21 protein-coding genes are annotated in these 21033 nt (G+C 34.4%); 19 read left to right on the plus strand and 2 right to left on the minus strand.

Going from position 1 to position 21033, the window contains the following annotated elements; translation table 11 throughout:
* The first annotated feature begins 46 nt into the window (after positions 1-46).
* The 13 genes from R2Q59_RS20235 to R2Q59_RS20295 all read left to right on the plus strand — a co-directional run bounded on the left by R2Q59_RS20235 (position 47) and on the right by R2Q59_RS20295 (position 12895).
* On the plus strand, positions 47-805 hold the full coding sequence (locus tag R2Q59_RS20235; RefSeq protein ID WP_316787233.1) for an SDR family NAD(P)-dependent oxidoreductase: 759 nt from the start codon (positions 47-49) through the stop codon (positions 803-805).
* A gap of 83 nt (positions 806-888) precedes the next feature.
* Positions 889-1335 carry a GatB/YqeY domain-containing protein gene (locus R2Q59_RS20240; RefSeq protein WP_316787234.1) on the plus strand — a complete coding sequence of 149 codons (447 nt, stop codon included), beginning with the start codon at positions 889-891 and terminating at the stop codon, positions 1333-1335.
* 112 nt (positions 1336-1447) lie between these two features.
* Positions 1448-2212 carry an alpha/beta hydrolase gene (locus R2Q59_RS20245; RefSeq protein WP_316787235.1) on the plus strand — a complete coding sequence of 255 codons (765 nt, stop codon included), beginning with the start codon at positions 1448-1450 and terminating at the stop codon, positions 2210-2212.
* Positions 2212-2874: a CBS domain-containing protein gene (locus R2Q59_RS20250; protein ID WP_316787236.1), complete on the plus strand. Its 663-nt coding sequence runs from the start codon at positions 2212-2214 to the stop codon at positions 2872-2874. Before R2Q59_RS20245 ends, R2Q59_RS20250 begins: the two co-directional genes overlap by 1 nt.
* 7 nt (positions 2875-2881) lie before the next feature.
* On the plus strand, positions 2882-3763 hold the full coding sequence (locus R2Q59_RS20255; RefSeq protein WP_316772373.1) for an NAD kinase: 882 nt from the start codon (positions 2882-2884) through the stop codon (positions 3761-3763).
* A gap of 1 nt (position 3764) precedes the next feature.
* Positions 3765-4580, plus strand: a complete 816-nt coding sequence (locus tag R2Q59_RS20260; protein WP_316787238.1) for a DUF6089 family protein — start codon at positions 3765-3767, stop codon at positions 4578-4580.
* A gap of 17 nt (positions 4581-4597) precedes the next feature.
* Positions 4598-5338 (plus strand): isoprenyl transferase, encoded by a 741-nt coding sequence (locus R2Q59_RS20265; protein ID WP_316787240.1) that lies wholly within the window; start codon positions 4598-4600, stop codon positions 5336-5338.
* 63 nt (positions 5339-5401) lie between these two features.
* Positions 5402-7945, plus strand: a complete 2544-nt coding sequence (locus R2Q59_RS20270) for an outer membrane protein assembly factor (RefSeq protein ID WP_316772383.1) — start codon at positions 5402-5404, stop codon at positions 7943-7945.
* 38 nt (positions 7946-7983) lie between these two features.
* Positions 7984-8514: an OmpH family outer membrane protein gene (locus R2Q59_RS20275; protein WP_316772386.1), complete on the plus strand. Its 531-nt coding sequence runs from the start codon at positions 7984-7986 to the stop codon at positions 8512-8514.
* Positions 8515-8565: 51 nt separating this feature from the next.
* On the plus strand, positions 8566-9207 hold the full coding sequence (locus R2Q59_RS20280; RefSeq protein WP_316772388.1) for an OmpH family outer membrane protein: 642 nt from the start codon (positions 8566-8568) through the stop codon (positions 9205-9207).
* Positions 9208-9269: 62 nt separating this feature from the next.
* A complete protein-coding gene (gene murI / locus R2Q59_RS20285) occupies positions 9270-10094 on the plus strand; it encodes a glutamate racemase (protein WP_316787242.1) in 825 nt (274 codons plus the stop codon).
* A gap of 113 nt (positions 10095-10207) precedes the next feature.
* Entirely contained in the window at positions 10208-12109 is a 1902-nt protein-coding gene (locus R2Q59_RS20290; RefSeq protein WP_316772393.1) for a class II glutamine amidotransferase, read from the plus strand.
* A 234-nt stretch (positions 12110-12343) separates the two neighbouring features.
* Positions 12344-12895 carry a hypothetical protein gene (locus R2Q59_RS20295; RefSeq protein WP_316787244.1) on the plus strand — a complete coding sequence of 184 codons (552 nt, stop codon included), beginning with the start codon at positions 12344-12346 and terminating at the stop codon, positions 12893-12895.
* Between the two features lie 6 nt (positions 12896-12901).
* Here the strand turns inward: R2Q59_RS20295 and R2Q59_RS20300 are convergent, their stop codons facing one another.
* Positions 12902-13522 (minus strand): LysE family translocator, encoded by a 621-nt coding sequence (locus R2Q59_RS20300; protein WP_316772398.1) that lies wholly within the window; start codon positions 13520-13522, stop codon positions 12902-12904.
* A 208-nt stretch (positions 13523-13730) separates the two neighbouring features.
* Between R2Q59_RS20300 and R2Q59_RS20305 the strand changes: the two genes are divergently transcribed.
* The 4 genes from R2Q59_RS20305 (at position 13731) to R2Q59_RS20320 (ending at position 17340) form a co-directional block, all read left to right on the plus strand.
* Positions 13731-15164: an MFS transporter gene (locus R2Q59_RS20305; RefSeq protein ID WP_316787246.1), complete on the plus strand. Its 1434-nt coding sequence runs from the start codon at positions 13731-13733 to the stop codon at positions 15162-15164.
* Positions 15165-15305: 141 nt separating this feature from the next.
* Positions 15306-16589, plus strand: a complete 1284-nt coding sequence (locus R2Q59_RS20310; protein WP_316787247.1) for a sugar MFS transporter — start codon at positions 15306-15308, stop codon at positions 16587-16589.
* A gap of 82 nt (positions 16590-16671) precedes the next feature.
* Positions 16672-17133: a dCMP deaminase family protein gene (locus R2Q59_RS20315; protein WP_316787249.1), complete on the plus strand. Its 462-nt coding sequence runs from the start codon at positions 16672-16674 to the stop codon at positions 17131-17133.
* 39 nt (positions 17134-17172) lie between these two features.
* Positions 17173-17340: a hypothetical protein gene (locus tag R2Q59_RS20320; RefSeq protein ID WP_316787251.1), complete on the plus strand. Its 168-nt coding sequence runs from the start codon at positions 17173-17175 to the stop codon at positions 17338-17340.
* Positions 17341-17389: 49 nt separating this feature from the next.
* On the opposite strand, the gene R2Q59_RS20325 is transcribed toward R2Q59_RS20320, so the two are convergent.
* On the minus strand, positions 17390-17995 hold the full coding sequence (locus R2Q59_RS20325) for a DUF4468 domain-containing protein (RefSeq protein ID WP_316787253.1): 606 nt from the start codon (positions 17993-17995) through the stop codon (positions 17390-17392).
* A 232-nt stretch (positions 17996-18227) separates the two neighbouring features.
* Between R2Q59_RS20325 and guaA the strand changes: the two genes are divergently transcribed.
* Both guaA and R2Q59_RS20335 read left to right on the plus strand, forming a co-directional pair.
* Positions 18228-19754: a glutamine-hydrolyzing GMP synthase gene (guaA, locus tag R2Q59_RS20330; RefSeq protein ID WP_316787255.1), complete on the plus strand. Its 1527-nt coding sequence runs from the start codon at positions 18228-18230 to the stop codon at positions 19752-19754.
* Between the two features lie 50 nt (positions 19755-19804).
* Positions 19805-21022 carry an ABC transporter substrate-binding protein gene (locus R2Q59_RS20335; RefSeq protein ID WP_316772422.1) on the plus strand — a complete coding sequence of 406 codons (1218 nt, stop codon included), beginning with the start codon at positions 19805-19807 and terminating at the stop codon, positions 21020-21022.
* Positions 21023-21033: the final 11 nt, after the last annotated feature.

Below are 21033 nucleotides of genomic sequence, written 5' to 3' on the forward strand. Positions count from 1 at the left end.
GCGTTCAAATTTTTATACCTTTGTTCATCAAATCATAATTAAACTTATGGCTAAAATCGCATTAATTACTGGTGCAAGTTCAGGTATTGGCGAAGCTTGCGCACATATTTTCGCTCAACAGGGATATCATCTTATCCTTTTGGGAAGGAGAGAAAACCTTCTGGAGAAAATAGCTCATCACTTAACAGCTAAATATGCAATTGAGGTAAAGAAAATTCAGGCAGATGTTAGAGATAAAGAAAACATCAACTATGTTTTAGAAACTTTGCCTGCTGTATGGAAAAATGTTGATGTATTAATTAATAACGCAGGCTTAAGTAGAGGTTTAGATCCTATTGATAAAGGGGATACTGATGACTGGGATGTAATGATTGATACAAACATTAAAGGTTTATTATACGTTTCTAAAGTAGTAACTAATTGGATGGTTGCCCAAAAGAAAGGTCACATTATAAACATTGGTTCCATTGCAGGAAAAGAAGTTTACGCCAATGGGAATGTCTACTGTGCTACCAAACATGCTGTTGATGCATTAAATAAAGCAATGCGAATAGATCTTTTGCCTCACGGGATAAAAGTTACGGGTATACATCCAGGTGCAGTAGAAACTGAGTTTTCTATCGTTCGGTTTAAAGGTGATGAAGGCAGGGCTAAAAAAGTTTATGATGGTTTTGAGCCACTAATTGCTGATGACATAGCAGATGCAATTTGGTATGCGGTAAGCCGCCCAGCTCATGTAAATATAAATGACATGCTAATTATGCCAACAGCACAAGCAAATGGTAATTTAATAAAAAGAGACTAGGCCCCCTAGACCCCTAAAGGGGGAACAAGGAGCTTCAAATATTAATTTTAACTTAAAAATTCCCCTTTAGGGGATCAAGGGGTATGATATCAGCAACTATAGATCAAGAAATAAAACAAGCAATGTTAGCTAAGGATCAAGCTAAATTGAGAGGTTTAAGAGCAATTAAGGCAGCTTTTTTATTGGCGAAAACCGAAAAGGGACACGCTGAAGAATTAACTGAAGATGGAGAAATCAAGATTCTTCAAAGATTGGTTAAACAACGTAAAGAATCAGCAACTATTTATAAAGAACAAGGTCGTGAAGATTTATTTACAGTAGAGCAAGAAGAAATAGATGTGATTAGTCAGTTTTTGCCTCAACAATTAGATAGAGCCGATATTGAAAAAGTTATTGCAAGAATAATTTCAGAGACCGGCGCTACATCAGTTAAAGAAATGGGTAAAATAATGGGCCTTGCAAATAAAGAATTAGCAGGCAAAGCCGATGGAAAACTAATCGGAGAAATTGTAAAAACGCAATTGGGATAACCAAATTGTAGCTTGTATTTGAGATATTTCTAAAAAATATTCATATTAATTAGCATAATTTAATTTTACTCTATTAACTTAGTAGCACATACCACACAGCACAATACTATATATGAAATACGAAGTAGTTGAAGAAGAGGGGTTTAAATACATAGAGGCAGGTACAGGAGAAACGCTGGTATTACTTCATGGTTTAATGGGCGAACTGAGTAATTGGGAGCCAGCTTTAGATCATTTTAAAGAGAATTACCGTGTATTGGTCCCTATTTTGCCAATTTATGATTTGCCTTTGCTTACTTTGGGCGTTAAAAGCTTATCTAAATATGTACACCGTTTTTTGAAATTTAAGAAATTAAGTCAGGTAGTATTAATAGGTAATTCTTTAGGTGGTCACGTTGGTTTAGTTTTTACCGCAGCACACCAAGAATTTGTTAAAGCTTTGGTTTTAACAGGTAGTTCTGGTTTATATGAAAATGCTTTTGGTGGTTCATTTCCGCGTAGAGAAAGCTACGATTATGTAAGAGAAAAGGTAGAATTTACGTTTTATGATCCAGCCACTGCAACAAAAGAGTTGGTAGATGAGGTTTTTAAATCTGTAAACGACCGCTCTAGGGTAATTAGGATATTGGCTTTGGCAAAATCCGCTATTCGCCATAACATGTCAAAGGAATTATCAAGAATTACGATCCCTGTTTCTTTGATTTGGGGCAGACAAGATAAAATTACCCCACCAGAGGTAGCGGTTGAGTTCCATGAATTATTGCCAAATTCTGAATTGAATTGGGTTGATGAATGCGGACATGCGCCAATGATGGAAAGACCAGAGATTTTTAATGCATTTTTGGATAAGTTTTTGAATAGGGTTTTATTGAAATAATGATAGCAGCAGAACTCATATCAAACATAATCCCACCACTAAAAACTTCTGATACTGTTCAGAAAGCTTTAGAGAGGATGAGTGAGTTCAAACTTTACCATTTACCTATAGTTAACGAGAGTCAGTTTTTAGGCTTGGTTTCTGAAGACGAATTGATAGAAGTACGTGATCAGGAAACGCCAATTGGGACTTTATCTTTATCAATTATTAATCCTTTCGTTTTTGAAGAATCGCATATTTATGATGTGATAAGGTTGTTTAACCAACTTCAATTGTCATTGGTTCCTGTTTTAGATTCCAATAAAAACTACATTGGCGTTGTTTCAATAAATAATCTTTTAGAATATACTGCAAATACTTATGCAGTTAAAGAACCAGGTGGGATAGTAGTTTTGTCTATTAGCAATAGAAATAATTCTTTAGCTCACATGGCCCAAATTGTTGAGGCAGATAATGCGCAAATCCTTTCTTCTTACGTGAGCTCATTTCCTGATTCTACAAGGTTAGAAGTTACCTTAAAAATAAACAAAACAGAATTGTCTGGTATTATAGCTTCTTTTGAAAGATATGATTACGAAGTGAAAGCTGTTTTTAACAATACGCAAAACGATGATGGTTCTACTGATAGATTTAACTCTTTCATGAACTATCTAAACGTATAACATCTGAATGAGAATAGCAATTTACGGTAGAGATTTTAACGATAGTGTTTTACCTTTTGTACAAGAAGTGTTTGATGCCTTAGCTGCTCATCAAACTGAAATTTCAGTCTACCTCAAATTTTACAATTTTATAAAAAATAAGGTTGTTTTACCAGAGAACATTATTACATTCTCAAACCATAAAGAACTTTTAAATCAAACAGAAGTACTATTGAGTTTAGGTGGTGATGGAACTTTGCTAGATACTTTATCCCTTGTTAGAGATTCTCAAATTCCAGTTATTGGAATAAATTTTGGGCGTTTAGGTTTCTTGGCAAGTATTAATAAAAACGAAATTAAAAATGCCATTGCTGCATTGGTAAAAGGTGAATATTCATTAGATAAAAGAAGTATTTTAAATCTCGAATCTCAAAATGATCTATTTACGGACGAGAATTTCGCATTGAATGATATCACCATACACCGTAGAGATAACTCCGCGATGATGATTATTCACGCTTACATGAATGGAGAGTTTGTAAACTCTTACTGGGCAGATGGATTAATCATTGCAACACCTACGGGTTCTACCGCATACTCATTAAGTTGCGGTGGACCAATTATTTTACCAAGCGCACAAAATTTTGTAATTACTCCTATTGCACCGCATAATTTAAATGTGAGGCCAATCATCGTTCCTGATAATGTAGAGTTAACCTTTGAGATTGAAGCTAGAAGTACTAAATTTTTGCTATCATGCGACTCGAGAACAGAAACTGTTGATAGATCTGTTAAAATAACCATTAATAAGGCCAAATTTAATGTGAATCTGGTTCGTTTAAACAATGAAAGTTATTTAACTACGTTAAGAAATAAATTACTTTGGGGTATAGATACTCGTAATTATTAAGATGGGGAAAATAAAAATTGCCTTCCTATTTCTTTTTTCTTTTTTCTCTGGTTATTCTGTTTTGGCTCAACAAGTTGAGGTTGGAATTAATGCCGGTGGGGCTTCATATTTGGGCGATTTAAATCAATATAATCCAGTTAAAATTAGTGGAATAGCTGCTGGCGCATTTGCCAAGCTAAACTTTGATCCGCATTTTGGACTAGGCTTGCATTATAATTATGGTAAAGTAAAGGCAACAGATTCACATTCTAGCAATGCACAGTTTAGAGATAGAAACCTAAGTTTTTATACTCCTTTAAATGAATTGAGCTTGTTGTTAGACTTTAATTTATTCGATTTATATTCTTACGGACCAAAAAGAAGATTTACACCATATATATTTGCTGGGATTGGCGCTGTAATATTTCAACCGAAAACAGAATATAAGGATGAAGAATACCTATTAAGACTTTATAATACAGAAGGGCAAAGTGAATCGTACAAAAGCTGCACCATTACAATTCCTTATGGTGTAGGAGCAAGATATAAACTTAAAAACAATTGGACTGTTTTTTCTCAAATAGGTTATCGATCACCATTAACAGATTATATTGATGATGTAAGTAGTGTTTATCCTAAGGTAAATGCTTGGACAGGTACAAGTTCGGCTAATCCATCTATAAGTAAGGCTTTGTCAGATAGGTCTGGAGAGCAAACAGGTGTGTATTTGGGTAATCCAGGAACACAAAGAGGAGATTTTAGAAAAAGAGATAATTACATGTTTGTAGGTATTGGTATATCTTATACCTTTGTGAGCCAAAAATGTTTTACTTTTTAGGGCAACAAACGACACAAATGAGTTTTAAAGAACAAATAGATATTAATAAATTACCAGAGCACATTGCTATTATCATGGATGGTAATGGACGTTGGGCAAAAAATCAAGGTAAATTTAGAATGTTTGGTCACGAGAGTGGCGTATTGTCTGTAAAAGATATTGTTGAAGGTTGTGTAGACATTGGTGTTAAATACTTAACTGTTTATGCTTTTTCTACTGAAAATTGGAACAGGCCAATTGAAGAAGTAAATGCACTAATGGAGCTTTTAATTTCTACCATTAACGAACAAGCAGAAACTTTAAATAAAAATAATGTAAGGTTAAATGCCATAGGCGATATCAAATCCTTACCTCAAAAATGTATAGATGATTTAGCTAATGTAATGAAAGTTACAAGCAAAAATGATAGATGCACTTTAACCTTGGCATTAAGTTATAGTGCTAAATGGGAAATATTAGAAGCAGCAAAAAAATTGGCTCAACAAGTAAAAGAAGAAAACATTACTGTTGATCAAATTAACGAAGAAATCTTTGCAGCCCAACTAACCACAAAAAACATTCCTGATCCTGAGTTAATGATACGCACCAGTGGAGAGCACAGGGTGAGTAATTTCTTGCTTTGGCAGATGGCCTATACCGAATTATATTTCACTGAAACTTTATGGCCAGACTTTAGAAGAGAAGATCTTTTTGAGGCCATTGTAGATTACCAAAAACGCGAACGTCGCTTCGGAAAAATTAGTGAACAACTTAACTAATTTTACTTTTAACACTTTTTAACATGTGTTTAAATTAACTTAGCAACGTTTTTTAGATTGTAAATGAAAAGAATATACCAACTCATATTTTTGCTTTTGATTGGCTCGCCAGCAATTGCTCAGATCCGTAACCAGCCAGCACAAGCCACGCCAACTTTAAAAGTAAAAGGCCTAAACATAGATTACTTTAGTCCTAAAGAATATGTAATTGGTGGTACAACTTTAACTGGTGCCCAATACCTAGATAAAGAGGTTATCATTAAGATATCTAAATTAATTCCAGGAGAAAGAATAGTCCTTCCTGGAGAGGCTACTTCAAATGCCATTAAAAACTTATGGGCACAAGGCCTGTTTGATGATGTGCAATTATTCGTTACTAAAATAAACTTAGATACTGTTTATTTTGATATTGAAGTTGTAGAACGTCCACGTTTAAGTTCATTTGAATTTATTGGCATCAGCAAATCTCAAAAAACAGACATTGGTGAGAAACTAGCTGACAAAGCCGGAAAAACCATCATAAACGATAACCTTTATAACACCACAAGATCTATTATCAATAAATACTTATTAGATAAAGGTTATTTCTACACTACAATTGATTTTAAATCTAAACCAGATCCAAATCAAGAAAATAGTGTGGTTTTACAGGTTATAATAGATAAAGGCAAGCGTGTAAAAGTTCACGAAGTGAAATTTATCGGTAATAAAGATTTTAAATCTGCCAAGCTAAGAAAGTACCTTAAGAAAACTAAACAACAAGCTTTTTATAAAGTATTTGGTAGTGGTAAGTTTAACAAAGAAAAATACGAAGAAGATAAGCTTAAGCTTATTGCTAAAATGCAAGAGAAAGGTTATAGAGATGCAGCTGTTTTAAAAGACAGTATCTATAAATACAATAACAAGTCTGTTGGTATTAAATTAGATATCTATGAAGGTCCTAAATATTATTTTGGGGACATTACTTGGATTGGTAATGCAAAGTATACAACAGAATATTTGGAAAAGGTTTTTGGTATTGAAAAAGGCGAAATATTTAGTGAAGAAAAATTAGAGAAAAAACTACGTGGCAGTGCCAATGGTGATGATGTTTCTAGTGTTTACCTAAATGATGGATATTTAACTTTTAACATAGATCCTGTACAAACAAAAATACATAAAGATACTGTAGATTTAGAAATGCGTATCTATGAAGGTCCGCAATACACGAATAACAAAATCTCAGTTCAAGGAAATACAATTACTAATGATAGGGTTGTTTTAAGAGAGATTCGTACAAAACCTGGAGAGAAATTTTCTAAAGCAGCACTAGTTCGTACTGTTCGCGAAATTGGTGCATTAGGTAATTTCGATGAATCTAAGACTAATCCAGTTCCTAAGCCAAATGCTGATGGAACAGTAGATATTGTTTATCACGTAGAAGAAAAACCTTCAGATCAAATTGAACTTTCTGGTGGATTTGGTGGCGGCCGTGTAATTGGTACATTGGGCTTAACTTTCAATAACTTCTCCTTAAGAAACATATTTAATGGAGAGGCATATAAGCCACTTCCAAAAGGAGACGGACAAAAATTAAGCTTACGTGGGCAAACTAATGGTAAATATTACCAATCCTATAGTTTCTCATTCTCTGAGCCTTGGTTTGGGGGTAAAAAGCCAGTTAGCTTTGGATTAAGTGCATTTACTTCATTACAATCTAATGGATTAGCCGAAGGTGAAACTTCTTTCCAGAAAATACGATTAAATGGTGTTTCCATTAGTTTAGGTAGAAAATTAAAATGGCCAGATAACTGGTTCTCTTTAGTACACTCAGTTAACTTAAATCAGTATATCTTAAATAATTACCCTGGGTATTTATTTAGTACCGGTACATCTTATAACTTAAACTTAACTCAAGAAATTGCTCGTGATTCTAGAGATGGAAGTCAGATTTTCCCAACTGGTGGTTCTTATATCAAATTTACAATCCAAGCTACGCCTCCTTATTCATTGTTAAATAAAGTGAATTACAAGACAGCTTCAGATAAAGAACGCTACAAATTTACCGAATACCATAAGTGGAAATTTGAGGCGCAGTTTTTTGAAACTGTGGTAGGTAAGTTGGTGTTTAAGGGTCAGGCTCAGTTTGGTTTCTTAGGTCAATACAATAGTGCTGTTGGTCAGTCTGCATTTGAGCGTTTTAAATTAGGTGGTGATGGTATGCAAGGTTTCGATTTCTTACAAGGATCTGAACTAATCGCTATGCGTGGTTATTCAAATAACTCTGTTGTACCAGTTGGCGCTAATGTAAATATTGCGCAAAGTTCAGGTAGCCCAATTTTTAATAAATACGTAATGGAATTAAGATATCCTGTTATCGCATCTCAGCAAGCAACGGCTTTTATTACAGCTTTTGCAGAAGGTGGTAACACTTGGAATAAGTTTAGCGACTTTAATCCGTTTAATGTTAGACGTTCAGTTGGTATTGGTGCAAAAATATTCTTGCCAATATTTGGATTGTTAGGAATTGATTATGGTTACGGATTTGATAAAATACCTGGTATTCCTGATGCGAATAAAGGTCAGTTTCACTTTAGTATAGCTCAACAACTAGGAGGGTTTAATTAAGTTTAAAACCTTTTATATATTTGAAAAAACACACACCTATGAAAAAATATATATTAGCTAGCTTTTTGCTCTTGATTGGATTAGGAGCATCAGCACAAAGATTTGCTTACGTAGATACAGAATATATACTTAAGCACTTACCTGATTACAAATCTGCATTGAACCAATTAGATGGTTTATCTCAACAGTATCAAAAACAGGTTGATGATAGCTTTAACGAAATTGATAAGATGTACAAGGCTTATCAAGCCGATCAGGTTTTATTAACGGATGATATGCGTAAGCGCAGAGAAAACGATATCATAGAAAAAGAAAAAAAAGCAAAAGAATTGCAACGTCAAAAATTTGGCCCTGAAGGAGAACTTTTCCAAACAAGAACAAAGCTTTTAAAACCAATACAAGAAAAGGTAGCAACGGTAATTAGTGAAACTGCAAAAAACAAAACTTTAGACTTCGTTTTTGATAAAAGTAGCGAAACTACCATGATGATTTACGCAAGTAGCAATTATGACATTAGTAATGACGTTATTATAAGGTTAGGCTACAAACCTGGTACAATAGTGAAATAGAGAACAAAACATAAAATAGATTTAAAAACAATTATTAAGTAAAATAAAAAAATGAGAAAGTTAATTAACGTATTTTTTGTAGCAGCAGGATTATTGCTTACTGCAAACGTTGCAAGTGCCCAACAAAAACTTGGTCATATCAATTCTGAAGAAATTTATGCTACATTCCCAGAAGCGTTGACAGCACAAAACGCACTTCAAACATTTGCTAAAGGTAAGCAAGCAGAGATTGATAAAATGATCGCAGAATATCAAACAAAAGCTAAAGCTGCTCAAGATAAAGAGCAAAAAGGACAAAAACTACAGAATGAGATGAGTGAAGCAAATAAAGAAGCTACACTTAAAGAATTAAATATCATATCTAAAGAGTTACAAGACGCAGGAGTAGAACTACAAACTATACAGAAAAAAGTAGAAGATGCTCGTACAAAAGCTAGCACTGATGTTCAAACTAAACAAGTAGAATTATTTACCCCAGTTAATACAAAAGTGGCTAACGGAATGAGTGCTGTGGCTAAAGAAAAAGGCTTAGCTTATGTTTTTGATATTGCAAATGGACAAGGTGCTAATAACTTGGTTTATTTTGATGGTGGTGAAGATATTACAGCTGCTGTTAAAACTAAATTGGGTATTGCTGCAACTGCTGCTCCAGTAACAAAAGCTCCTGCAACAACACCAGCTAAAAAGAACTAATTAAAATATAAATTTAATTATCTTAGCGGAATAAGGTTTCAATGCCTTATTCCGCTTTTTTTATGAATAAATTTCCTATCGGTATTTTTGATTCTGGTTTTGGTGGCTTAACTGTGTTTAAATCAATAGCAGAAAAGCTACCTCAATACGATTATATCTATTTAGGAGACAATGCTCGTTCGCCCTATGGCGACCATTCTTTTGAAACCGTCTATCAATATACCTTAGAATGTGTGGAATGGTTATTTGCGCAAGGTTGCCCATTAATTATTTTAGCTTGCAATACCGCATCTGCAAAAGCGCTAAGAAGCATTCAGCAGCTCGATTTGCCAATAAAATATCCAAATAATAGAGTGCTTGGTGTAATCAGGCCAACCGCAGAAGTAATTGGAAATTATTCTACAACCCAAAACATTGGAGTGCTTGGAACTAGAGGTACTGTAAATTCAAATTCTTATGCTATAGAAATTGAGCATTTTTTTCCAGAAATTAAAGTTCATCAGCAAGCTTGCCCAATGTGGGTACCCATTATCGAAAATGGGGAACATTTAAGTGCTGGTGCCGATTTTTTTGTAGATGAATACATCCAACAGTTGTTGCAAAAATCTAATGAAATAGATTGTGTTTTATTAGCCTGTACACATTATCCATTATTGGTTCCTAAAATTGAGCAACACTTACCCGATAATGTTAAAATTGTAGCACAGGGTGATATTGTGGCAAATAGTTTAGTGGATTATTTAAAAAGGCACACTGAACTAGAAACTAAGCTGGCTAAAAATGCACGAAGAACTTTTTACACATCTGGAGATGTCAAGGTATTTGACGAACGTGCATCTATGTTTCTTGGTGAAAAAATAGCCGCTCAAAAGATGAATAAAAGCTAATTCTTTTGCTTTTGAAAATTAACATTTAAATTACTTAAATGTGGGAAAACGATTCATTTCTTGTTAGGTTTTGAAATTTTAAAGCGGTAAATTTGCGGCTCAATCATCAATCCATGAGCGATCAGATCAAACACGAGTGCGGAATAGCTTTTATCCGTCTGTTAAAACCTCTCTCATTTTACCAAGAAAAATACGGTACTGCACTTTATGGCCTCAACAAATTATACTTGTTGATGGAAAAACAGCATAATCGTGGTCAAGACGGAGCAGGTATTGCAACCATTAAGTTAGACATGAAACCAGGTAGCCGCTACATTAGTCGTTACCGTTCAATGGCTCAAAATGCAGTTGCAGATATTTTTGGGTATGTACAAGGGAAATTTGTAGATATACAAAACGAAACGCCTGAGTTGATGAAAGACACAGAGTTTCTGAAGCAAAATGTAAGTTTCATTGGCGAGGTTTTATTAGGGCATTTGCGCTATGGTACACATGGTAAAAATAGCATAGAAAATTGCCACCCTTTCTTACGTCAAAATAACTGGATGACAAGAAATTTGGTAATTGCTGGTAATTTTAACATGACGAATGTTGATGAATTATTGGAGCAATTATATGAGCTAGGTCAACATCCAAAGGAAAAAGCAGATACAGTTACTGTTCTAGAAAAAATTGGACACTTTTTAGATGACGAAAATCAAGAGTTGTTTGATGAGTACAAAAAGGAAGGTTTAAGTAATGTTGATATCACTCACAAGATATCTGAAAAATTAAATATTGCTAATATCTTACGTCGCTCTGCGAAAGATTGGGATGGTGGTTATACTATTTCTGGTATTGTTGGTAATGGCGATGCATTTGTACTTCGTGACCCGTCTGGTATCCGTCCTGCTTTTTATTATGCAGATGATGAGATTGTAGTTGCCGCATCTGAAAGACCAGCTATACAGACTGCATTTAACGTACAGATTAAACAGGTTAAAGAAATTGAGCCAGGACACGCTTTAATTGTTAAAAAAGATGGTACGGTAACACAAGAAATGTATCGTGAACCAGCAGAAAAGAGAGCTTGTTCATTTGAGCGTATTTATTTCTCTAGGGGTAGCGATGCTGATATTTATAAAGAGCGTAAAAAACTTGGTCATTTACTAATTCCTCAAGTTTTAGGAGCAGTTAAAAAAGATTTAAAAAACACAGTTTTCTCATTTATTCCTAATACTGCAGAAGTTTCGTTTTATGGAATGGTAGAGGGTTTGCATGAACATGTTCGTGAGGTCCAAAAAGACACCTTACTTAATCGCAAGGAACAACTAAACGACGAGCAACTGAACGAATTATTGTCGATGACGCCAAGGGTTGAAAAACTGGCCATCAAAGATGTTAAGCTTCGTACATTTATCACGCAAGATGCGGATAGAGGAGAAATGGTAGCCCATGTTTATGATACTACTTATGGAGTTATTAAAAACCATACTGATACTTTGGTAGCGGTTGATGATTCTATTGTTCGTGGTACTACCTTAAAACAAAGTATCATTAAAATCATCGATAGGTTACACCCTAAAAAAATCATTATAGTTTCATCTGCACCTCAAATCCGTTATCCAGATTGTTATGGTATAGATATGTCTAAAATGGGACAGTTTGTAGCCTTTGATGCAGCCATCCAATTGTTAAAGGAAAGAGGGATGGAGCACGTAATTGAAGATGTTTATCAGAAATGTAAAGCTTCGTTATTGTTGCCAAAAGAACAAATTGTTAATTACGTAAAAGAAATATACAGACCTTTCAAACAACAAGAGATTTCTGATAAGATAGCAGAAATAATTACACCAAAAGGAACTGTTGCAGAAGTGGAAGTAATTTATCAAACTTTAGATAACTTGCATATTGCTTGTCCTAACCATACAGGCGACTGGTATTTCTCTGGAAACTATCCTACACCAGGCGGAAACAAGGTTGTAAATAAAGCATTTGTGAACTGGAAAGAAGGAAATAACCAAAGAGCATATTAACCCCTAATCCACTGAAGGGGACTTCAAGCTGGGCTAAAAGATAAATTATTAGGGTGAAAACGAAAGTTTTTACCCTTTTTGTTTTTTCAGCCCTGCTTTCCATTCCAAGTCCTCGCTGCGCTCTGGGCTTTTCATTTCAATCAGGTTTATTTTTCAAAGCTTGTACTGCTATTATCGGCCAATCTCAAAAAAACTTTACAACCTCCAATTTGTTATAATTAAAATGAAGCGACTATGAAAAAGATTTTTTTAGGATTAATGATTTGCATCGGACTAGCTTGTTCAGATGCCAAACAAGATAAAGTTGAAGATGCAATAGCTAAAACTGGAGATAGCTTAAACTCGAAATTAAACAAGCTCAATGATACCTTAAATAAAGTTCGAGATAATGTTGCGAAGAAAGTATCCAATGTAGAAATTAACATTAAAAGAACAGTCCCAATTTCACTACAATGGATTGGCTTTGAAAATCAAGGCAAGGCAGAAGTAGTTAAGCAACGTGATGGCTCATTTACAATCAGCGGTGAGCAAACTAATAGCAGTAATGAATTCTTGAAAATTAATGGTAAAATCAAAAGGCTAAATGCCAGTCAAGTTTCTTTTGTTGGAACGATTATAACCTTTGTGAAAATTAATAACGGTGGAGTGCCTTGCGAGAAAACTGGACAACAGGTATTCTTGAAAAAGGGAGATAGAAAGTATTATAGACTCCAAAACATGGAAAACTGTAGTGGAGGTAAGGTTTTAGATTACGTAGATTTATATGACCTTGATAATATATTGTAAACGGGTCTAATAATATTGATGATAGGTTTTATATATTAACCAACTGGCAAAAAGGATAATAATTACTCCAGCTACCTTATTAAGCTTACTTAATGTATCCTCCTTGATTCTGTGCCTTAGCTTGCTAGAGTAATAACTTTTAAAACCATCAATAGTTAATTGAGTTGCCATTGCTATGAAAAAGCAGAATAGCTTCTCGTCAAGTTTGTCTAGTTTTACAGATATAATCCCGCTCACAATAATCCAAAACATTAACGTTGATGGCGTCAAAATGCACATCAAAAAACCCTTTAGTAAATAACCTCGCTTGTTTATTTTGCTAAGCGGGTCTGTATCATAATTGATAGAAACTTTTGAAAGCAGATAGTAGATGCCAACTGCAAGTAAAAATATACCTCCAATAATACCTACATATTTATCAAAGCTATCTTGATATTTTAGAAACTGACTTCCAAAAAGTACAAGTCCAATTAAAACAATATCACTAATAATTACACCAATCGCTAAAGAAAAACCAGCTTTAAATCCACGTTCGATACTGGTCTTAATCATTGCAAAAAAAACGGGACCAGTTAAGAATGAGGAAATTAGCCCAGCACCCATACCCAATAAAATAGCTTCAAACATTAGCCTCTCCTATATTTTATGCTAATATGCAATTTTTAAAGCTAAAATCTATCCAATTTTGCAATAGTTGTAGCAATTTTTTGCTCAAAATATTGCCAATACACGTTATATTGACGTTTATTAAAAATTCATCTGCGTACTAAATACACTTTAGTAAACAATAAATTTTATTTATGTTTAGCGAACTAAAAACCAAAATTTAAAAAAAATGAGTTCACAAAACGCCAAAACCAATTGGGCACAGTTCATCCCTTTAGCAACTGTTTTCTTCTTTTGGGGCTTCGTAGCCGCAAGTAATGATATTCTTATACCAGTTTTCAAGGAAGCCTTTAAACTTACTCAATTTGAAAGCCAGTTAGTATCTTTTGCTTTCTATATCGCCTATACTGTTGGCTCGCTTATTTTAATTGCTATTTCAGCACTAATGAAAACCGATTTAATTAATAAAATTGGATATAAGAATAGCTTAGCTTTAGGCTTGGGGATCTCAGCACTAGGAACACTATTATTTTACCCAGCAGCAAACAATGGGTCATTTACCCTTATGCTTTCGGGTTTATTTATTGTAGCGTTAGGTTTCTCATTACAACAAACGGTTGCCAATCCGCTGGCAATTGCTTTGGGTCCAATAAAAACAGGTTCACAACGATTAACTTTAGCTGGAGGTATCAATAACTTTGGTACAACAATAGGTCCACTAATCGTGAGTTTTGCCATCTTTGGAACAGCCACAAGTGGCAATACAACACTAGATATACAAAGTGTTAAAATCCCTTATCTAATTTTAGGAGCTGCATTTTTAGTTGTAGCCATATTATTAAAATTCTCATCACTACCTGATAAGCCAGCATTAATTGAAGCTGACGAAAAAGGAGGTGGGAAAAAAGGCTCAGCTCTTGCATACCCTCAATTGGTATTGGGAATGATTGCCATCTTTGTATATGTAGGTGTTGAGGTATCAACCGCAAGTAATCTACCTGAATATATGATTAAAGATCTAGGTTTCTCAACAAAGGACATTGCTCCATATATTTCATTATACTGGGCAAGTATGATGATTGGACGCTGGACAGGAGCGGTGGAAGCCTTTACTGATAATATTAGTTTGCAAAAAGTACTAAGATTTATTGCTCCATATTTGGCTTTTGGTGTTTTCTTATTGGTAAACGCAATAGCAAAACATGATTTAGCTCCATTTTATGTTTACGCTGTAATCATTCTTGTGTTAATTATTGCCGATATGGCAAGTAAAGGTAACCCCGCTCGTATGTTACTTATTTTCTCTGGTGTAGGTATTTTGGCTTTACTTGTAGGTATGTTTACTGAAGGAATGGTAAGTGTATATGCCTTTACAAGTGTTGGTTTATTTTGTAGTACTTTATGGCCTTGTATATTTACTTTGGCAGTAAGTGGATTAGGAAAAAATACAAGTCAGGGTAGTAGCTTTTTGATCATGATGATTATGGGAGGAGCTGTTATAAGTCCATTACAGGGCTTGGTGGCAGGATACATAGGAATTCAATATAGCTATGTTATAGGTATTTTATGCTTTGCATATATGGCATTTTATGCCTTAAAAGCAAGTAGCATATTGAAAGCGCAAGGAATAGATTTCGACCAGAAAATTGCTGGCGGACATTAAACCGAAATATATTTTATTTAGAGCCCCGATTTATATCGGGGCTCTTTTTTTTGCCATTAATCAAACGTTTGCGCAGTTTTTAATTTTTAAATGCCTTTTATTTTTTCTTATGTTAGATAAAATTTAAACCTAAACTAAACAATGACTTCTATTCCAAACCAAAACAGAACAGCATTATTGCCTATGGTAATTTGCTGTGCCTTGTTTTTTATCTTCGGCTTCGTAACCTGGGCAAATGGTACACTAATCCCTTTCTTAAAACTAGCTTTAAATCTAGAAACCGATTTACAAGCGTTTTTTGTAACCTTTGCCTCTTATATCGCCTACTTTTTTCTCGCTTTACCAAGTTCATGGATTTTGCAAAAAATAGGTTTTAAAAACGGACTAGTTCTGGGTATGGTAATCTTGGGTGTAGGTTCCTTAATATTTATACCAGCTGCCGATAATAGAAGCTACGGATTGTTCTTAACAGGTATCTTTATCCAAGGTTCTGCGATGGCTTTGTTGCAAACTGCAGTAAATCCTTACCTAAGCATTATTGGGCCAATTGATAGCGCTGCAGCACGAATTTCTATTGCAGGTTTGTGTAATAAAGGAGCAGGGGTATTGGTTCCGATTATTTTTGGTGTATTGTTTTTAAAGAACTCGGCAGAAACTACGGCAAGGATTAATGCAACAACAGATATCAATGCTAAAAATGCAATTTTAGATGAGTTATTGCAACGAGTGCATACACCTTATATTGTTTTAGCAGTGGTTTTTGTACTCTTTGCTGTATTAATTAAGTTTGTGAATCTCCCAGAAGTAGAAGCTGAAGAAGATATAATTGATGAAACCAGTAAAGTAAAAGCGAAGTCAAGCATATTTCAATACCCACATTTGTTTTTAGGTGCTTTTGCCATTTTCTGTTGCGTAGCTGTAGAAGTTATGGCTGGAGACGGAATTGCAACCTACGGACGTGAGTTAAACATCAATCCAGATATTGTTCGTTTCTCCACGTCGTTTACATTAATATGTATGCTTGTTGGTTACGTTATTGGTATTATTGCTATTCCTAAAATTATAAGCCAGCAAATGGCATTACGTATTTGTGCTGTTTTGGGCGTTACATTAACTTTCGTTTCTTCTTTTTCTACTGGTAATTTATCTTTCTATTCGGTAGCATTATTAGGTTTAGCGAACTCGCTGATGTGGCCTGCTATTTTCCCATTAGGCATTAAAGGTTTGGGGAGATTTACCAAAACAGGCTCTGCAATTATGATCATGGGCATTGCCGGTGGCGCCTTGGTTTTGCCAATTTATGGTTTCTTAAAAGACACTTTAAATATCGATTTTCAACACGCATTTTTATATACCCTATTACCCGCTTATCTATTTATTATATTTTTTGCAATTAGAGGGCATAAGGCAGGCTCAGGGAAATAAAATTAGCTTAACCGTTTGAAGAAAAAATACTAATTTTGAAAGCGCTCTACAATATATTGGAGCGCTTTTTAATTTCTACAAAATGGCAAAACAAGCTTTCAACGAAATATTTATGAATCTGGCTACAGATTTAGCTACTCGTTCGCATTGTGTACGAGCACATGTTGGTGCTGTTTTAACTAAAGATACCCGTATCATCTCTATAGGCTATAACGGTCCACCGGCAGGTACGCACAATTGCGATGAAGAATGGCCAGAAAATGGTTGCGCAAGAGATAGCAAGGGAAGTTGTTCTTTGGCATTGCATGCTGAGGAAAATGCCATTTTGTATGCCATTAAAAACGGCTCTAAAATAGAAGGCTCAACTTTATATACTACACTTTCTCCTTGTATTGCCTGTGCTAGGTTAATCCTCTCATCAGGTATTAAGAAGGTTTATTTTAAAGATTCTTATGCTGCCTATAAAGGCTTGGCTAGCGACGAAGGAGTAGATTTTTTAGTTCGTTTCGGGGTTAAGGTGATGCAGCATGAAAGCGTCGTTTAATTAGATAGCCGCAGATTCGCAGATTTTTAAAAGCAGGTTATGATGAAAAAATATTTAAAGAAACTATTAAAGAAATTAAAAGGAAATCGTTTCAGTAAAATAGAAGTGCTAAACGCTAACCGTAAACTTGGAATTTTCAGTGGCAAGATTGAGGTTATATTTAAGGAGGATTTTAAAATCTCTGAAGAAGAGTTTTTAGGTAAATGACGACTTATCAAGTTAGTTTTATCAAATGTTCGTATCCAGAATATCTAGTCTAAAAATCATCGTTTTTATATTTTTGAATGGCTATATTGAAGTTATCTTTTAAGCCATTAAAATACTTATTTGTTAATGTTCGAATAAGTTTAGCTTTTTCAGCCTTCCTTAAACTACTTGGACGCCCATAGACATCGTCACTTTCAGAACTTTTCTTGTCTCTTGATTTTTTTGTTTCTAAAATCGTAGAATAATATTCAATAGGCAAATTTGTCTCACTAATGTAGTTAGTTGCCTCAGTATGATGATAAATGTCATAAAAGCGTATTCTATATCTGTCGTCCTTACAATTTATTTGTACACTGAACTTTAGTCTAATAGATTGTATAATTAATCCTTTATTATCTAGGATGATGTCACCGTAACCCCATCCAATAATTTGACCTGTTGATTCGTCCTCACTTTGAATTACTGACTTTCCACTTTTGAAACTATCAGCTACCCACTTTTTCGATGCTGCATAAATCGTTTTTTTGTTCACGTCCGATAAATTAACAATACTCTCGTAAACAACTTTAGCATCTTTTATTGGAAAAATACTATTTGAATCAACTTGAGAAAAGCAGAAAATTGGTAAGATTAAAAATATTATTAGAAATTTCATAACTACTTTTAGATTTAACGAATATAAGTTTTATAAGATTAACAGTATAAGATTTCATATTATGATTAATTTTCAGGCTTTAATTGAATAGCCCAGTCCCGATTCTTCATCAGGAGAGTAAAGCGTAAAGCTGGACTAACGAATATTTGTGAACTGTCATTGCGCTTCAAAATAAGGGCTAAAATCTCACATCTCATATCTCACATCTCATTTCAAATACCTACCTTTGCGCATGCTAGAAAAAATCATCATTCTCGATTTTGGTTCGCAGTTTACACAGCTTATTGCCCGTCGCGTTCGCGAACTTAATGTTTACTGCGAAATCCACCCATTTAATCACATTCCCGAATTAGACTCAACTGTAAAAGGAGTTATTTTATCAGGTAGTCCGTATTCTGTGCGCCAAGAAGATGCGCCTTTTGTAGATTTAAATCTATTTAAAGCTTATCCGTTATTGGCTGTTTGTTATGGTGCACAATTTATTGCGCAACACAGTGGAGGAGATGTTCAAGCATCTAATACGAGAGAATATGGCAGGGCAAATTTGAGTTTCGTGAATAACGGAAACAAATTGTTTAAAGGTGTTAATATCGATTCGCAAGTTTGGATGAGTCATGGTGATACAATTAAACATGTACCAGATAATTTCGAAATTATTGCTAGCACAGCTGATGTAAAAGTCGCAGGATATCAAGTAAAGGACAGCAATACTTATGCTATACAGTTTCACCCAGAGGTTACTCATACTACAGATGGGAAAATCTTATTAGAGAATTTCTTGGTTGATATTTGTGGTTGCTCACAAGATTGGACAGCAGATGCTTTTGTAGAAACTACTGTTGCCGATTTAAAAGAAAAATTAGGCAACGACAAAGTTGTTTTAGGCTTATCTGGCGGTGTTGATTCGAGTGTTGCGGCTATTTTATTGCACAAAGCAATTGGTAAAAACCTTCATTGCATTTTTGTAGATAACGGTTTATTGCGTAAGGATGAGTTTGAGAGTGTTTTAGAGCAATACAAACACATGGGCTTAAACATTAAAGGCATTGATGCAAAGGATAGGTTTTTAAGTCAGCTAGCTGGCGTTAAAGACCCAGAATTAAAGCGTAAAGCTATAGGTAGAGTCTTTATTGAAGTATTTGATGATGCTGCTCACGAAGTTCAAGATGTGGTTTGGTTAGCGCAAGGTACTATCTATCCTGATATTATTGAATCAGTTTCTATTAAAGGTCCGTCGGCAACTATTAAATCTCACCATAATGTGGGTGGTTTGCCAGATTTTATGAAATTGAAGATTGTTGAGCCTTTAAATACTTTATTTAAAGATGAGGTAAGAAGAGTTGGTAAAAGTTTAGGAATTGAAGGATTTATCTTAGGTCGCCATCCTTTTCCTGGTCCAGGTTTAGCAATTAGGATTTTAGGCGATGTAACTGCCGAAAAAGTTGCCATTTTGCAAGAAGCAGATGCGATTTATATAAACAATTTGAAAGAAGCTGGGTTATATGATAAGGTTTGGCAAGCAGGAGCAATCTTTTTACCAGTTCAGTCTGTAGGTGTAATGGGCGATGAGCGTACTTACGAAAATGTAATATGCTTACGTGCTGTTGAATCTGTAGATGGAATGACTGCTGACTGGTGTCACTTACCATACAATGTGTTGGCTAAGATTTCTAATGAAATTATCAATAAGGTTAGAGGAATTAACCGTGTTGTATATGACATAAGCTCTAAACCGCCAGCAACTATTGAGTGGGAATAGACAGTTTTTAGTTTGGAGTTGAGAGTTTGGCGTACATAATAAATTTACAAATGGGTAACACACATAAATCAAGCTTTAGAATTTTAATGTTTTTAGGCTTGGTTATGTTTGGATGTTCTCCAAAAGTAATAACTACGCCAAGTAAACCAGTTGTTACTAATCCGCCTGCTAACAAAGTTGATAAACCTGTAAAGAAATTTACAGAAGCGAATATCTCTTTAATAATTCCTTTTAAATTAAACGAACTTAATTTACAAACTGCTACAAAAGCTCAGGTAGAAAAATCTGATATGGCCTTAGATTTTTATCAGGGTGTAATGCTTGGAATAGATTCTGCTGCGGCAAATGGTTTGAATTTTAAGTTAAACGTTTTTGATTCGAGAGATGAAAATAGTCAAATCGCATCCCTGCTTAAGAAAGAGACTTTAAAAAATAGCAATTTGATTATTGGTCCTGTTTTTCCTGAAGGTGTTAAATACATATCTAGCTATGCTATTGCAAATGATTTGGCTATTGTTTCGCCTTTGGCAGCATCCAAACCTAGTGATTTTAATAATCCTAAACTCATATCAATTGTAAACAATATCAATTTACATGGTGCTAAAATAGCGGAATATATTGCTGGGCATTATAAAAGAGAAAATTCAATTGTGGTATTGATAAATCCTAAAAAGTCTGCAGATGAGCAATTTGCAGCACCAATAAGAGATTACTTTAAACAAAAACATCCTGCTTTTACCGTTCAGGAATTTACATCGGCCTATGCCTTCGAAACCAGAATGATTAAAGGAAAACAGTATGCTATAGTTATTTGCTCATCTGATGTTGAGTTTGTAAAACCAAGTATGGATAAACTTTACAAGCTTAAAAATCTTAAAACAGGAGGTTATGATATCAATCTTTTTGGACACCCGAACTGGAGTAAACAGAACTATGTAGTTGGTCAGCTGCAAGATTTAAAAACTGTTATCAGTTCGTCTTATGTAATTGATTATAAAAGTAGTGCTGTTATTAATTTCATTAAAAAATACAGGGCTAAATATCATTTTGAACCCTCAGAGTTTTCTTTCAAAGGCTTTGATATTGGATTTTATTTTGGAAAATTATTGGCTAAACATGGCGAAAGCTATCTTGATTTTTTAACTAAAGAAAAATATAAAGGCCTCCATAACACTTTTGAGTTTGATTTTAATCCTCAATATGGTTACTTTAACAAACAATTAATGTTGTTGCAGTATAAGGACTTGACATTAAGTGTAATTAACTAATAATGTTGAGC

Origin of the sequence: Pedobacter frigiditerrae, from assembly GCF_032678705.1 — a bacterium.
In the GTDB taxonomy this organism is placed as follows: domain Bacteria; phylum Bacteroidota; class Bacteroidia; order Sphingobacteriales; family Sphingobacteriaceae; genus Pedobacter; species Pedobacter frigiditerrae_A.

Excerpts from the sequence above, each read along its gene's own strand:
- R2Q59_RS20235 (WP_316787233.1), top strand. The coding sequence starts at position 47 with ATGGCTAAAATCGCATTAATTACTGGTGCAAGTTCAGGTATTGGCGAA.
- R2Q59_RS20240 (WP_316787234.1), top strand. The coding sequence starts at position 889 with ATGATATCAGCAACTATAGATCAAGAAATAAAACAAGCAATGTTAGCT.
- R2Q59_RS20245 (WP_316787235.1), top strand. The coding sequence starts at position 1,448 with ATGAAATACGAAGTAGTTGAAGAAGAGGGGTTTAAATACATAGAGGCA.
- R2Q59_RS20250 (WP_316787236.1), top strand. The coding sequence starts at position 2,212 with ATGATAGCAGCAGAACTCATATCAAACATAATCCCACCACTAAAAACT.
- R2Q59_RS20255 (WP_316772373.1), top strand. The coding sequence starts at position 2,882 with ATGAGAATAGCAATTTACGGTAGAGATTTTAACGATAGTGTTTTACCT.
- R2Q59_RS20260 (WP_316787238.1), top strand. The coding sequence starts at position 3,765 with ATGGGGAAAATAAAAATTGCCTTCCTATTTCTTTTTTCTTTTTTCTCT.
- R2Q59_RS20265 (WP_316787240.1), top strand. The coding sequence starts at position 4,598 with ATGAGTTTTAAAGAACAAATAGATATTAATAAATTACCAGAGCACATT.
- R2Q59_RS20270 (WP_316772383.1), top strand. The coding sequence starts at position 5,402 with ATGAAAAGAATATACCAACTCATATTTTTGCTTTTGATTGGCTCGCCA.
- R2Q59_RS20275 (WP_316772386.1), top strand. The coding sequence starts at position 7,984 with ATGAAAAAATATATATTAGCTAGCTTTTTGCTCTTGATTGGATTAGGA.
- R2Q59_RS20280 (WP_316772388.1), top strand. The coding sequence starts at position 8,566 with ATGAGAAAGTTAATTAACGTATTTTTTGTAGCAGCAGGATTATTGCTT.
- murI (WP_316787242.1), top strand. The coding sequence starts at position 9,270 with ATGAATAAATTTCCTATCGGTATTTTTGATTCTGGTTTTGGTGGCTTA.
- R2Q59_RS20290 (WP_316772393.1), top strand. The coding sequence starts at position 10,208 with ATGAGCGATCAGATCAAACACGAGTGCGGAATAGCTTTTATCCGTCTG.
- R2Q59_RS20295 (WP_316787244.1), top strand. The coding sequence starts at position 12,344 with ATGAAAAAGATTTTTTTAGGATTAATGATTTGCATCGGACTAGCTTGT.
- R2Q59_RS20300 (WP_316772398.1), bottom strand. The coding sequence starts at position 13,522 with ATGTTTGAAGCTATTTTATTGGGTATGGGTGCTGGGCTAATTTCCTCA.
- R2Q59_RS20305 (WP_316787246.1), top strand. The coding sequence starts at position 13,731 with ATGAGTTCACAAAACGCCAAAACCAATTGGGCACAGTTCATCCCTTTA.
- R2Q59_RS20310 (WP_316787247.1), top strand. The coding sequence starts at position 15,306 with ATGACTTCTATTCCAAACCAAAACAGAACAGCATTATTGCCTATGGTA.
- R2Q59_RS20315 (WP_316787249.1), top strand. The coding sequence starts at position 16,672 with ATGGCAAAACAAGCTTTCAACGAAATATTTATGAATCTGGCTACAGAT.
- R2Q59_RS20320 (WP_316787251.1), top strand. The coding sequence starts at position 17,173 with ATGATGAAAAAATATTTAAAGAAACTATTAAAGAAATTAAAAGGAAAT.
- R2Q59_RS20325 (WP_316787253.1), bottom strand. The coding sequence starts at position 17,995 with ATGAAATTTCTAATAATATTTTTAATCTTACCAATTTTCTGCTTTTCT.
- guaA (WP_316787255.1), top strand. The coding sequence starts at position 18,228 with ATGCTAGAAAAAATCATCATTCTCGATTTTGGTTCGCAGTTTACACAG.
- R2Q59_RS20335 (WP_316772422.1), top strand. The coding sequence starts at position 19,805 with ATGGGTAACACACATAAATCAAGCTTTAGAATTTTAATGTTTTTAGGC.